We start from the raw sequence: 13,396 nt of genomic DNA on the forward strand, positions 1-13,396 counted from the left end.
ACCAGATTTCAAGACCCGCTTCATAATCGGATTCGAACATATGGACATAGTCAAAATCACAAGCAATAAAAAATCTCGAGCGAGCAGGGCGAGACGCCCGATTAAAGCTTTCGTAGAATTGTATGAAGCCACTGACTCTGCTTTAAAAGAAGTGGTCGAACTGGGCGCAAGCGAAGCGACTATAGAGACTCTTGTAAAGAGTCATGTTATCAACGTCGTGACAGCAGTCGAGGTCTATTTTCGCGATATGCTAGATACCATTTTCAGATTATGCAGAGCTGAAACATTTGAAAATAAAATAAAAAAATTGCATGATAAAAGTTATAAGATAGATGACCTTCTAGCTATATATGTGAATCGCATTCATCCGCTAGAGTTAGTAGCGGATGGGTTGAGTTTTCAAAATATAGAAAATATTGAAAAGACCTTCTCCATTTTACTGGAGAAGCCATTCTTCAAGCAGACCAAGCAGCTTGCGTGGAGATTGGAAGATGCACCTGAAACTGAATCTAAAATACAATATTCGGATATTGAAAATCTTGAAGGTATTTTTCAGGAGCGTCATCTTTTAATACATAATCCCAGCAGAAATCTGAGCACGTCGTTAATCTCAACGCAGGAGCGAATTAACTCGGTACTTGGCGTAGTTATGGCCTCGGATTTGGTTTTAACAAACTTTATAAACGAAAATATTGACCCCGAATTATTATCCTCTAACTCAAACAGCGCGGGCGCCGATTGAACCGCGACCAGCTATTAACGCATCGCGCGTAATCACCGCGTATTGTTCACGGTCTGCTTAGGGGCGGAAACCGACGTTTGAACATCCCAATCCACTATTGAGGCAGCATTGAAGCGAGCGTTATTTATTTGTAGCCAGAACCGGCTGCGTAGTCCAACAGCGGAGGCGGTGTTCGCTGGGTGGCCGGGTGTCGAAACGGATTCCGCCGGTTTGGGCGGTGATGCGTCGGTGCCGCTATCGACTGAGCAGATCGCTTGGGCGAACATCATTTTTGTGATGGAGAAGGCGCATCGGAACAGGCTGTCGGTACGGTTCAAAGCGCACTTGAACGGCAAGCGCGTGATCTGCCTTGATATCCCGGATGACTACGAATATATGCAACCCGAATTGATTAAGCTGCTGGAAGCGAAAGTCGGGCGCTTCCTGCGCTAGTTTACTGACCAAGCAGCTTGAATGGCGGAGAAGCGTTCCGTTGTGCTGTAGTCGGAGCCGGTCATGGCTGATATCGAGGCCTTTATTGAGCCATGTGGCTGCACGCTTGGCAGCGCGGGGCCTGCGCAAGTGGCTAAGCCCCGCAAGGGCGTCATGCCGGATCTCGTCATTTACGGATCAAGTGCCTGAATGTCGGTTCGATGTTCCTGGAGTGCAGCAGGGCGATGATGTCTTCCAGCGTGGCGTCTTTTAGCAGCAGTCCGTCTTCGATTGCGGCGCTTGGGGGAGCTGCGGGCACGGGCGCAGAGGCGGTTGCCTGGACGGCCGGCGGCGCGGGCTGGAGCAGCTTCAGCGCATGCGCAAGCTGGGCTTCGCTGATGCTGTGCAGACCGTCCAGCAGCGCCGCTTGTCCGGCGGAGGGCGGCGGCATTTCGAGGCCGGACTCTTCCGCAAACGAGGCGCCCAGGCCGGGATTGATGAAGGCGGCCCATTTGCCCGTGCCGTGGTGCAGGCAGGGCGGCAGTTCCAGCGCGGCGCCGCTGGACGGCGGCGCGTCCGGCACATACTTGGTCCACAGTAGCGCGGCGAATTGCTGCGCGAGCGCCTCAGGCACCGGCGCGGCCAGCGACAGCCACAGGCCATAGCCGCTGTCGCCGGAAATGCTCACCGCCGGCGCCGGCAGGCCCAGTTCCGTCTGCAGCGCGTTCGCCACGTCGCACAGCTGGGTCCAGTGCTGGGCTTCCAGGCCGCCCGCGACGGGGCGGAAGTGGATGGCGATGGCGCGCGTGCGGCCGTCGGCCGTCAGCGGCAGCGGCACGCCGGACTGGCCTTGCACGCGCTGGGCCAGCAGGTCGGCACGGGCGGCGTCGCCCGCGTGGCCGGCGGGGAGATAGAGCCGCGTTAATTCTGAAATCAGATTCTGCATGTGTTTCCTTATGGTCCGACCCAGATTGTAGCGCGTGGCGCCGGTGTGGTTGCCTTGCGCACGAATGCCGCACTGTCCCGCTATGAGGGCGCGTGTTTTGTTAGAATCATTGCATGTATAAAAGTGAGGGTACATTCATGGAAGAACAGGACAAACTGCAGGGCCACGCTTGGTTCACGCTGTCCGGCGACGTCAACAGCGACATGGTGCACCGCATGTTCGACGCGGCGGCCGACATGAGCGAGGACATGGTGACCGACGCGCACGTGCTGCTGCAGTCGAACGGCGGATACGTGAGCGACGGCATTTGCCTGTATAACTACATGAGCAACCTGCCGATCCGTTTCCATATGTACAACGCCGGGGCGGTGGCGTCGATTGCGGTGATCGTCTACCTGGCCGGCCACAAGCGCTACGCCAGCAGCACGGCGCGCTTCATGGTGCACAAATCGCACGCCAGCGCGCCGTCCGGTGCGCGGCCGGACGCACTGCGCATCATCGTCGAGGGCTTGCAGGCGGACGACGCCCGCACCGAGGAAATCCTGCGCAGCCACGTCCAGTTCAGTGACGAGCATTGGCGCATTCACGCGTATTCGGACCTGCACCTGACCGCCGCCGAGGCGGTGAAGGTGAACATGATTAACAAGGTGGCCGACTTCCGCCCGCCGCAGGGGCGCCGGATCACCAATATCTGAAGACGAAGCAAATCCGCCCGGACCGAAGTGCCGGGCGGCGTACAGGCGCGGACAGCGGCGCGCTTGCTAGCGGTTGCGCGAACCGCTGCGGCTGGCGCTGCGGCTCACTTCGCTGCGTGCTTCCTCGCTGCGCGAGCGGCGGCTTTCTTCCTTGCGGTCGATGGCGCCGCCCTGGATGTCGGCGCGGCCTACCGAGGTCGAACCAGGGGTTCCGGATTGACGGCTGGCGCTATTGGCATCACTATCCCTCTGGCGCTCCGTGCGTTGCTTCGATTTCATGTCGCTGTCCTTTATCTGTGCAGTGAGGAAAAAAATCAAACAAAATCACCAATTGTTTCTTGCAGGCTATTGCCTTGCGGCAAGAATGTGCAAGAATGCGGTATCGCGGCTGTAATCATGAAACGAACAATGAAACGGACAGGCCGGCCGCGCAGCCCGTTCCACTCAGGTTAGACCATGCTTTCACATCCGACAACTCCGGCAGCGCCAAAAAAAGCGGTTACGCCGCGCCATGCGCTATTGGAGAACCTGATCGAGACCGTCAAGCGGCATGTGGGCGACCAATTCCTGGACTTTACGACCCGTATCGCCGGTGCGCTGGTGGATGCGGCCGATGGCAGCGGTGACGTGCGCGAGCTGCAAGCCCGCATCCGCGCGGGCAATCTGTTGCGTAATGATCACTACCGTTATCTGAACCTGGTCCTGAAGGAGCTGGAGCGCGGCCTGCGGCGCGAGATTGCCGAGCTGGCCCCGGGCACCAAGGCCAAGCCCCGCCAGCTGGACCAGCCGCTGTCGCTGGTGTCGATGGAGGAAATGGACAACAAGGTCACGCTGGAGGGGATCAGCAAGCCCTTCGAGGCGCAGTATTCGGATGCGCTGGCCACGCTGAACGTGCGGCTGGCTTTCCTGCTCGACCGCGACATCCTGCGCGTGAACCAGAATCCTTTCCGTCCCGACGTGTTTTTGCAGGCCTTGCAGCACGCCTGGCTGGAGTTCAATACCGACGAGGAGGCCGCCGGCCTGCTGCTGGCGCTGCTCAAGCCCGGCATGTTCATGGAATTGTCGGCCATGCTGGAGGAGCTGAGCCTGACCCTGCAGCGCAAGGGCGTGCTGCCAGGGGCGGCGGACAGCCATAAGCTGCGCAAGGCCGACTCGCACGACGCCAGCAGCGCCAGTCCGGCGCGCAAGCGCAAGCAGCAGGCCGAGTTGGCCCAGCAGCTGCGCCAGTTCTTCTCCGCCACCCAGGACAGCCCGCTGGACCCGGACCTGGTCATCCCCGATCTGCCCGATATCGCCAACCTGAAAGCGGGCGCGTGGGCGCAGGGCGCGGCCCAGGCGCCGGTCGGCGCTGTGCCGAACGACGTGGCGCAGCGCGCCGCGCAGGCCGCGTCCAAGCAGCCGCTGATGAATTACCTGGCGCAGATGCAGCAAAGCGCCATGCCTGCGGCCGGCTTCGCCATGGCGGGCGGGCAGGGCGGCGGAATGGCTGTGCCGTATCCCGGCTTCGCAGCCCCGTTCGCTCCAGGCGCCGCCACGGCCGGTTCCGTGCCGGCAGGCGGCTATCCCGCTGTTCCCGGCGTGATGGGCATGGGCGGTGCGCCAGCCATGCAGGCCGTGCCTGCGGGCGCGGTATTCGGCGGCTATGTTACGCCTGGCGCCGGGTTTGCCCCGGCCGAGGGCATGGTTGCCGTGCCGGCGGGCTTCGCCGTGCCGGGCGCCATGCAGGCGGGCACGCAAGGCGTGGCCTTGGGCGCGCAGGGCGCAGGCCTGCTGGGCCTGCTGAACGCCGCAGCCAGCGCTGCGGGCGTGCAAGGTGTCACCAGCCTGGGCGTTGCCCCGGACGCAGGCGCAGCCGTGGGCACTCCCGGCGCCGCGCCCAACGTGTTCTACCTGCCCAACATCAAAAAGAACGCCCCGGAAGGCAGCCTGACGCGCTCGGACGAAAGCACGATAGACCTGCTCTCGGCCATCTTCGACACGGTGTTCCGCGACCAGAACATTTCGCAGGAAATCCGCGACCTGATCCGCTTCCTGCAGATCCCGGTGCTCAAGGCCGCCCTGGTCGACAAGGACTTCTTCTTCCAGGACAGCCATCCCGCCCGCCGCATGATAGACCTGCTGTCGCGCATGGGCTGGGAGCAGCGCAAGAGCCCGGAAGATCCACTGTTCCAGGCCATGCAGCGCAGCGTCGAGCGCGTGGGCCGCGATCACGACCTTGAAGTGTCCGCCTTCAGTGAGGCCGTGGAGGAACTGGAAGCGTCCATCAAGGCGGAGGAAGCGGCGTCGGCCGCCGCCATCGCCGAGCCTATCGCCGCCGCGCTCAAGCAGGAAAAAATGGCGGTGGCCGCCAAGTCGGCCAGGAAGGCCGTCGCGCTGCGCATCGGCACCGGCGAAGTGATCGCGATGGTCGAGGCCTTCCTCGAGAACAAATGGGTGTCCGTGCTGACCATCGCCTACAGCGTGGAAGACGGCAAGCCGGGCGCCATACAGAACGCCACCCAGACCATGGACGACCTGATCTGGAGCGTCAAGCCCAAGATCAGCGCCGACGAGCGCAAGCAGCTCATCTCCAAGCTGCCCAAGCTGCTGTCCACGCTGAACAAGTGGCTGGACGTGATCAAGTGGCAGGACGCGGACCGCCTGCAGTTCTTTGCCGAGCTGGCAGAGTGCCACGCCTCCATCGTGCGTGCGCCGCTCGAGCTGTCGCCCGAACGCCAGGTGGAAATCGCCATGGAAGTGGCGCAGAAGGCGGCCGAGCGCCGCCTGGAGCTGGAGGCGCAAGCCGCGGCCGCCAGGGCCGCCCCCGAGCCGGAATTGCCGCTGGACGACGACGCCACCATCGAGGCCGACAGCCTGGCGCGCGGCATGTGGCTGGAATTCGACCAGGACGACGGCAGCACCCGCAAGGTCAAGCTCGCCTGGATCAGCCCGCTGCGCACGCTCTACATCTTCTCCACCAGTGCGCGGCAGGAGGCGTTCTCGCTGTCCGGCGAGGCGCTGGTGCAGAAATTCCGCGAGCGCAGCGTGCGCGCGGTGCGCACCGAAGGCGTGGTGTCGCGCGCGCTGTCCGCCGCCATGGGCGGCCTGGCCGTCAACGACGCCAGCGTGGACCTGCCGGCCGGCGTGGCCGCCTGATCAGCCCCGCTTCAGGGCGGCGATCAGGCCGTCCGACGCATCCTCAATATAGTCGAGCACCTGGTCGAAGCCGTTTGGGCCGCCGTAGTACGGGTCCGGCACCACGTCCGAATCGGAGTGGGTGGCGTACCGCATGAACAGGGCCAGCTTGTGCTGGTGTTCGGGCGGGCAGGCCGCTAGCAGGCGGGCCAGGTTGTCCTGGTCCATGGCCAGCAGGTGGTCGTAGCGCGCGAAGTCGCCGGCGGCCACTTGCCGCGCGCGCTGGACGCTCAGGTCGTAGCCGCGCCGGGCCGCGTGCTGCGACGAGCGCGCGTCCGGCGGATTGCCGACGTGGTAGGCGTGGGTGCCGGCCGAATCAATCTCCAGTTCCAGCCCGGCCGCAGCGGCGCGCTGGCGGAACACGCCCTCGGCCGTCGGCGAGCGGCAGATATTGCCCATGCAGACGAATAATACGGATTGTTGCTTGGCCATCGGACCTCCTTTGCTTGCGGACGCTTATTTTAATGCAGCGCCGGGCGCCGCCTGGTACTCGCCGCCGATATGCATGGCCGTGGCCGGGGCGGTCGCGGCGATGGCGCGCAGGCGCTCCAGCACCAGCGCGGCGCCGGGCGACAGGCTGCGCCCGTACAGCTGCACGATGCCGATCTCCGCGTACAGCGGCGGCGCATCGCCGAAACGGAGCGGCGCCAGGCGCCCGGCGGCCACGCGGTGCGCCACGGCGGCCTCGCTGGCGATCAGCACCACGTCGCTTTCGCAGGCCAGGTCGGCCAGCACCTGCACATTGTCGCACTCCACCACCACGGGCAAGGCCTCGTTCGCGTCCATGCCGAGCAGGCGGCGCAGCGCTGCCTGCAGGCCGGCCGGCAGCTTCAGCGACACGAAGCCGTAGCGCAGCAGATCGGCCGGCTGGCGCCCGGCCTGCGCCAGCAGCGGGTGGCCGGCGCGGCACAGGAAGCTGCCGTATTGCCGGCACAGCGGCGTGATCGCGATGGCGGCGTCCGGCTGGATGTCGCGCGTATCGGCCACGAAAAATTCGATTTCCTCGGCGTGCAAATGCTGCAGCAGGTAGCGCCAGTTGTGGCTGCCCACCGTCAGCTGCAGCCCGGGACGCTCGGCGCGCACGCTGGACAGCAGGGCAGGCAAAAAGGCCGCCGTCGGCAGCGGGCCCACGCCGAACGCAACCTGGCCGATCTCGCTGCTGCGCAGCAGGCCCATGTCGCGTTCCAGGCTGCGCATCTGGTACACCAGCCGGCGCGCCTGCGCCATGAAGCTGGCGCCCACGGTGGTCAGCGCCACGTTGCGGTTGTCGCGGTCGAACAGCTGCAGTCCCAGCTCCTGCTCCAGCGTCTGGATGCTGCGGCTGAGCGCGGGCTGGCTCAGGTGCACTTTTTCGGCCGCGCGCGCGAAGTTCAGTTCGTCCGCCAGCGCGATCGCGTGGCGCATGCGTTTAATATCCATGTCTGGAGCATAATGCAAAAGACGCATTATAACGATCAAAATGATGCATTGGACAGTTGGCGGGCACGTCCATAGACTCGGATGACTACAATAAACCCGGAGATCGTCCATGTCTTACAAAACCGTCCACGGCGCCGTGCTTGCCGCCATCGCCTTGCTCGCGGCAGCCCCGGCGCCCGGCGCCTTCGCCGCCAGCGGCCCCAAAGCCGCCACCGCCGCCACCGCCGCGCGCAATGCCGCCTTCGGTGCCGGCCTGCCGCTGGACGACCAGCAGGCCTTCGAAGACGCGCGGCGCGGCCGCATCGCCGCGCTGCCGCCCGGCGTGCTGGCCGGCGCCAACGGCCAGGCAGTGTGGGATGCCGGACGCTACAGTTTCATGCAGGGCGCGGCGCCCGCCTCGGTCAATCCCAGCCTGTGGCGCAATGAACTGCTGAACAACGAAGCCGGCCTGTTCAAAGTGGGCGAGCGCATCTACCAGCTGCGCGGCATGGACGTGGCCAATATGACGCTGATCGAAGGCGACACCGGCTGGATCGTGGTCGACCCGCTGACCTCGGCGGAAGCGGCCCGGGCGGGCATGGCGCTGGCCGCCGCCCACCTGCCGCGCAAGCCGGTGGTGGCGGTGGTGTACACGCACGGCCACGCGGACCACTTCGGCGGCGTGCTGGGCGTGGCCAGCATGGACGACATCAAATCCGGCAAGGTGCGCGTGATTGCGCCGGAAGGCTTTATGGAATCGGCCATCGCGGAGAATATCCTGGCCGGCAACGCCATGACGCGGCGCGCGGTCTACCAGTTCGGCACGGCGATCGGCGCGTCGGCGCTGGACGGCGTGGGCACCGGCCTGGGCAAGGCCGTCTCGGCTGGCACCATCGGCCTGCTGGCGCCCACCGACATCGTCAGCAAGACCGGCCAGGAAATGACGGTGGACGGCATGCGCTTCGTGTTCCAGATGGCGAACGGCTCTGAAGCGCCGTCCGAGTTCGTGTTCTACCTGCCGCAGCTCAAGGCGCTGTGCCTGTCCGAAGTGGTCAGCCACACCATGCACAACATCTACACCCTGCGCGGCGCCAAGATGCGCGACGCGCTGGGCTGGAGCAAATACATCAACCAGATGCTGGACCTGTTCCCGCAAGCCGAAGTGGCCTTCCGCAGCCACCACTGGCCGGTGTGGGGCCAGCAGCGCGTGCGCGCCCACCTGGCCAACCACCGCGACCTGTACCGCTACATCCACGACGAGGCGCTGCACCAGGCCAACCAGGGCGTGACCATGGGCGACCTGGGCAACGCCACCTTCATGCCCAAGGGCCTGCAGCAGGACCTGTCCACGCACGGCTACTACGGCACCCTGAGCCACAACCTGCGCGGCGTGTACGACTTCTACCTGGGCTGGTACGACGCCAACCCGGCCACCTTGCAGCCGCTGCCGCGCGTGGACAGCGCGCGCCGCCACGTGGCCGCGATGGGCGGCGCCGGCAAGATGCTGGCGCAGGCCCGCGCCGCCTTCGCCGAGGGCGAGTACCGCTGGGTGGCCGAGATGCTGAATTATCTGGTGTTCGCCGAGCCGGACAACCGCGCGGCGCGCGAACTGCAGGCCGACACGCTGGAGCAGCTGGGCTACCAGGCCGAGTCCGCCATCTGGCGCAACGCCTACCTGACGGGCGCGCGCGAGCTGCGCGAAGGCGTGGCGCCCGCGCGCATCACGGCGCAATCGCCCGAGATGCTGCAGGCGCTGCCGACCGAAATGGTGTTCGACTTCCTGGCGGTGCGGCTGGACCACCGCAAGACGGACGGGCTGAACGTGGGCATCAACATCGCCTTCACCGACAGCGGCGAGAATTATGCGCTGGAGCTGTCCAATTCCGTGCTGAACAACACCAAGGGCCGCGTGCTGCCGAACGCCGACGTGAGCCTGACGCTGACGCGCGAAGCGCTGTTCAAGATGCTGGTGGCCAAAGTGCCGCTGCCGCAGCTGATCCAGTCCGGCGCCGTCAAGCTGGCCGGCGACCCGCGCGCGCTGGGCGCCGTGTTCGGCAGCGTGGCCGAGTTCAACCCTGGCTTCAACATCGTCACACCGTAAAGCAGCGCTTCATTCGAGCCGGCGCTTACTGCGCCGGCTCGTCTTTGGCAGGCTCCTCCTGCCGTCCCTGTTCCAGCTTGCGCCGCGCGCGCAACTCCAGCTCCGTGATCTGCGCCTGCGCCATGCGCTGCATGTCCTGCAGCTCGATGATTTCCTTCATGATGGCCATGCGCGCGGTGGGATCCTCCGTCTCCATCAAGGCCTTGCGCAGCGCCTCGATCTTCTTGCCCAGCACCTTGATCTGCGACTTCAGCATGGCGATGCGCGAGGCCGAATCCATGCCCCCATCAGCCCGGCTGGCGCCGGCTCCGGTTCCGGTACGTATGTGCATTGCGACTCCAGGACAGAATGAAGGAAGCAGCAGTATATCCCCACCCGGCGCCGTAAACCAAAGCGGGGTCAGTTCTGTCATCACGTCATATGACGTGATGACAGAACTGACCCCGGGGTTGGGACGGGTTGGGACGGGTTATTCTGGGCGCATGCGCTCGCCGACCAGCAGGGCGGCGAGGCCGGGGAGCAGGAGGATGGCGCCGATCATGTTGACCAGGAACATGAACGCCAGCAGGATGCCCATGTCGGCCTGGAATTTCAGGGCCGAGAAGGCCCAGGTCGCCACCGAGACCGTCATCGTCACCGCCGTGAACACGGACGCGGTGCCGCGCTGCTTGAGCGCTTCGACGAAGGCGGCGCGCAGGCTGCGCCCGGCTTGCGCTTCGTGCTTCATGCTTTCAAACAGGTAGATGCCGTAGTCGACCCCCACGCCCACGCCCAGCGCTACCACCGGCAGCGTGTTGACCTTGACGCCTATGCCCAGCGCCGCCATCAGCGCGTTGCACAGGATGGTGACCAGGGCCAGCGGCAGGATGATGCACAGCGTGATGCGCAGCGAGCGGAAGGCGGCCAGGCACAGCAGGCTCACCGAGGCGAACAGCGCCAGGTTGACCCATTTGTCGGCCGCTTCCACCGCCTCGTTGGTGGCCGCCATCACGCCCACGTTGCCGCCGGCCAGGCGGAACTTCAGCTGTTCGGTGTCGTGCTCGGCCTTGAAGCGCTTGACCACGTCCACGATGCGCGTAATGGTGCCGGCCTGGTGGTCGGCGGTGAAGACGGCCACCGGCATGGCGGTGCAGCTGGAATTCATCAGCTCGTTGCCGAGCCGGGTGGCGAAGCCCACGCCCTGGGCGATCTGCGCGGTTTCCTCCGGCAGCACGCGCCATTTGATGAAGGTTTCGGCGTAGGCCTGGGTCACGCCCTTGACGAAGCCGGCCAGGCCGCGCACATTGGCCACGCCCGCTTCCTGGTTGAGCGTGAATTCCAGCTGTTCCATTTTCTCCATCACGGGGCGCTGCACGCAGGGCGATTCCTGGCCCTTGGCTTCGGCCACGATCTGCAGCAGGTCGACGCCGATGGCGAAGTGGCTGGTGATGAGCTGCACGTCGCGGTTGTAGCGCGAGTCGGCGCGCAGCTCGGGCACGCCCTTGCCGAGGTCGCCGATCTGCAGCTGGCGCGCCTGCCACAGGCCGCCGGCCAGCAGCGCGCCGCCCAGCACCAGCGTCAGCACGCCACCCTTGCGCGTGGCCAGCGGGCCGATGCGCTCCCACAGGCGGTCGCCGCCGGTTTCCTTGCCGGCGTGGCGCTGCGCCTCGCTGGGCGAGAAGCGCAGGTAGGACAGCAGTATCGGCAGCAGCATCTTGTTGGTCACGATCATCACCGATACGCCCACGGTGGCGGTGATGGCCAGCTCGCGCACCATTTCGATCTCGATGAAGGCGATTACGATAAAGCCCAGCGCGTTGGCCAGCAGCGCCATGGCGCCCGGCACGAACAGTTTCTGGAAGCTGTTGCGCGAGGCGGTCACGCCGTCGGCGCCGGCCAGGGTTTCCAGCTTCCAGGCATTGGTCATCTGCACCGCGTGCGAGACGCCGATGGAGAAGATGAGGAAGGGCACCAGGATGGACATCGGGTCCAGCCCCAGCCCCATCAGCGGCAGCAGTCCCAGCAGCCAGACCACGGGCACCATGGCGCACACCAGCGCGGCCGCGCTCAGCTTGAGCGAGCCGGAATACCAGTACAGCAGCAGCGCCGTGACCACGAAGGCGATGCCGAAGAACACCAGCACGCCGGCCGCGCCGGCGGCGATGTCGCCGATGGATTTGGCGAAGCCGATGATGTGCAGCGTGACCGGTCCCTGTTCGTATTTTGCGCGGATCTGCTCCAGCTTGGCGGCCACGTCCTGCAGGTCGAGGCGCTTGCCGGTGTCGGGATCGGTGTCCTGCAGGGTGGCCACCACCATGGCGGCCGTCATGTCGTTCGACACGATGCGGCCCACCCAGTCGGATTTCAGGGTGTTTTCCTTGACCTTGGCCAATTGCTCCGGCGTGCCGGCGTAGTCCGACGAGACCAGGTTGCCGCCACGGAAGCCGTCCTCGACCACTTCGTTGTAGCGCACGTTGTTGGTGAACAGCGAGGTGACCGAGCTGCGCTCCACGCCCTTGACGTAGAACACTTCGTCGGTGACCTTGCGCAGCGTGTCCATGAAGGCGGGCTGAAAGATTTCGCCGTCCTTCTGCTTGACGGCGATCAGGATTTTGTTGGCGCCGCCGAAGTCCTTCTGGTATTCCATGAAGGTTTGCATGTATTCATGCTTGAGCGGGATCATCTTGGTGAAGCCGGCCTGCACGCGCAGCTGGCTGGCGCAGTAGCCCAGCGCCACGGTGACCAGGATGAACAGCACCAGCAGCGCTTTGCGCCAATGGAAAATGTGGTGGGAGATACGGCCGACCAGGCCGCCGCTGTGCTTGCTCATGGTGTTCCTTTCGCGCCGGGCTTGGCCAGGCTGACTTGCTCCACGCCGGCCTCGCCGACGGCGACCAGGCCGCCGCCCTGCAGGCCCGATGTTTGTACGATCTGCGCCAGGCCTTTGCCGCGCGCGGTTTTGCCGAGGGTGAAGCTGCTGCCGTTGTCGGCGCTGACGGCCAGCAGGCCGGCGTTGCCGACCAGGACCAGGCGGCCGTCGGCGAGGCGGCTGCCGCGCATCAGGGCCAGCGAGGTGCCGGAGTCGACCTTGGTCCAGCTGGCGCCGTGGTCGGCCGAGCGATAGATATTGCCGCGCATGCCGAATGCCAGCAGGGCGCCGTCGGCGGCGGCGAGGGCGCCGAAGTAGGAGCCGGGGTAGGGCGAGCTCAGCGCTTGCCAAGTCTTGCCGCCGTCCGGCGAGCGCGCCAGCGTGCCCGATTCGCCCACCAGCAGCCAGTGCTGGCCGCTGGCCACGATCTGCGAAATGTGGCGGTCGAAGTCGGCGCCCAGCGGCTGGCGGCGGGTCCAGCTGGCGCCGCCGTCGTCCGATTCGAGGTAGAGGCCGAAAGCGCCCCAGGCGACGTAGCGCTGGCCGCCGGCGTGCAGCACGCCCAGCAGGGAGTCCTTGCCGGCCGTATCGGCGGCGACGGCTTGCCAGCTGTTGCCGGCGTCGGCGGTGGTGAGTATGGTGCCGCCGTGGCCCACGGCCACGCCGTGCAGGGCGTCGGCCATGGCCAGGCCGCTCAGCGTGCGGTTGGTGGCGGTGAAGCGGGTTTGCCAGCTGTGGCCGGCATCGTCCGACAGCAGCACGGCGCCGCGTTCGCCCACGGCCAGCAGGCGTTTTCCGGCCTGGACCAGGTCTTGCAGGATGATGCGGTCGGCGCGCACTTGCAGCGCGGGGACGGGGGCGGGGGCGATTTTGGCTTCGGCGCCGGCGTGCGAAGGCAGGGCGGCGGCCAGCAGAGCTGCCGCTGCGGTGGCCAGGACGCGCCGCTTGGCGCGCCCCACGGCGGCGCAGGTGGCCGCGTGCTTGGCGGTCACGGGGTGGTTCATGGTGAGTTCCTCTTGGCTTGCGGAAGGTGGCGGTGCGCGGGCAACGGCGGGTTACGCGGGTGAACCCGCTAACCCGC

At 65.4% G+C, this 13,396-nt stretch carries 12 protein-coding genes; 5 read left to right on the forward strand and 7 right to left on the reverse strand.

Features of this window, described 5'->3' with window-relative positions:
* Positions 1–40: 40 nt before the first annotated feature.
* Together AC07S4_RS02270 and AC07S4_RS02275 are read left to right on the forward strand one after the other, a co-directional pair.
* A complete protein-coding gene (locus AC07S4_RS02270; protein WP_494985042.1) occupies positions 41–742 on the forward strand; it encodes a hypothetical protein in 702 nt (233 codons plus the stop codon).
* A 108-nt stretch (positions 743–850) separates the two neighbouring features.
* Positions 851–1,174, forward strand: a complete 324-nt coding sequence (locus AC07S4_RS02275; RefSeq protein WP_494985043.1) for a low molecular weight protein tyrosine phosphatase family protein — start codon at positions 851–853, stop codon at positions 1,172–1,174.
* 166 nt (positions 1,175–1,340) lie between these two features.
* Here AC07S4_RS02275 and AC07S4_RS02280 read toward each other — a convergent pair whose 3' ends face one another.
* A complete protein-coding gene (locus AC07S4_RS02280; protein WP_494985044.1) occupies positions 1,341–2,099 on the reverse strand; it encodes a hypothetical protein in 759 nt (252 codons plus the stop codon).
* Between the two features lie 137 nt (positions 2,100–2,236).
* Between AC07S4_RS02280 and AC07S4_RS02285 the strand changes: the two genes are divergently transcribed.
* Positions 2,237–2,794, forward strand: coding sequence for an ATP-dependent Clp protease proteolytic subunit (locus AC07S4_RS02285; RefSeq protein ID WP_494985045.1), 558 nt, complete (start codon positions 2,237–2,239; stop codon positions 2,792–2,794).
* 66 nt (positions 2,795–2,860) lie between these two features.
* On the opposite strand, the gene AC07S4_RS02290 is transcribed toward AC07S4_RS02285, so the two are convergent.
* Entirely contained in the window at positions 2,861–3,073 is a 213-nt protein-coding gene (locus AC07S4_RS02290) for a hypothetical protein (protein ID WP_161074215.1), read from the reverse strand.
* A 240-nt stretch (positions 3,074–3,313) separates the two neighbouring features.
* Here AC07S4_RS02290 and AC07S4_RS02295 point away from each other — a divergent pair, with 240 nt between their 5' ends.
* A complete protein-coding gene (locus AC07S4_RS02295) occupies positions 3,314–5,929 on the forward strand; it encodes a DUF1631 family protein (RefSeq protein WP_494985046.1) in 2,616 nt (871 codons plus the stop codon).
* Here the strand turns inward: AC07S4_RS02295 and AC07S4_RS02300 are convergent, their stop codons facing one another.
* Both AC07S4_RS02300 and AC07S4_RS02305 read right to left on the reverse strand, forming a co-directional pair.
* Positions 5,930–6,400 carry a low molecular weight protein-tyrosine-phosphatase gene (locus tag AC07S4_RS02300; protein WP_494985047.1) on the reverse strand — a complete coding sequence of 157 codons (471 nt, stop codon included), beginning with the start codon at positions 6,398–6,400 and terminating at the stop codon, positions 5,930–5,932.
* A gap of 24 nt (positions 6,401–6,424) precedes the next feature.
* Positions 6,425–7,387, reverse strand: coding sequence for a LysR family transcriptional regulator (locus AC07S4_RS02305; RefSeq protein ID WP_494985048.1), 963 nt, complete (start codon positions 7,385–7,387; stop codon positions 6,425–6,427).
* A 109-nt stretch (positions 7,388–7,496) separates the two neighbouring features.
* Here AC07S4_RS02305 and AC07S4_RS02310 point away from each other — a divergent pair, with 109 nt between their 5' ends.
* Complete coding sequence (locus tag AC07S4_RS02310; RefSeq protein WP_494985049.1) at positions 7,497–9,467, forward strand: alkyl/aryl-sulfatase; 1,971 nt, start codon at positions 7,497–7,499, stop codon at positions 9,465–9,467.
* Between the two features lie 25 nt (positions 9,468–9,492).
* On the opposite strand, the gene AC07S4_RS02315 is transcribed toward AC07S4_RS02310, so the two are convergent.
* From AC07S4_RS02315 to AC07S4_RS02325, 3 genes are all read right to left on the reverse strand, one after another.
* Complete coding sequence (locus AC07S4_RS02315) at positions 9,493–9,798, reverse strand: hypothetical protein (protein ID WP_494985050.1); 306 nt, start codon at positions 9,796–9,798, stop codon at positions 9,493–9,495.
* Between the two features lie 138 nt (positions 9,799–9,936).
* A complete protein-coding gene (locus AC07S4_RS02320) occupies positions 9,937–12,276 on the reverse strand; it encodes an efflux RND transporter permease subunit (protein WP_494985051.1) in 2,340 nt (779 codons plus the stop codon).
* Positions 12,273–13,319 carry a WD40/YVTN/BNR-like repeat-containing protein gene (locus AC07S4_RS02325; protein ID WP_494985052.1) on the reverse strand — a complete coding sequence of 349 codons (1,047 nt, stop codon included), beginning with the start codon at positions 13,317–13,319 and terminating at the stop codon, positions 12,273–12,275. The genes AC07S4_RS02320 and AC07S4_RS02325 overlap by 4 nt, the downstream gene beginning before the upstream one ends.
* Positions 13,320–13,396 lie beyond the last annotated feature (77 nt).

This window comes from Pseudoduganella sp. GW821-FHT05F09, from assembly GCF_059419605.1.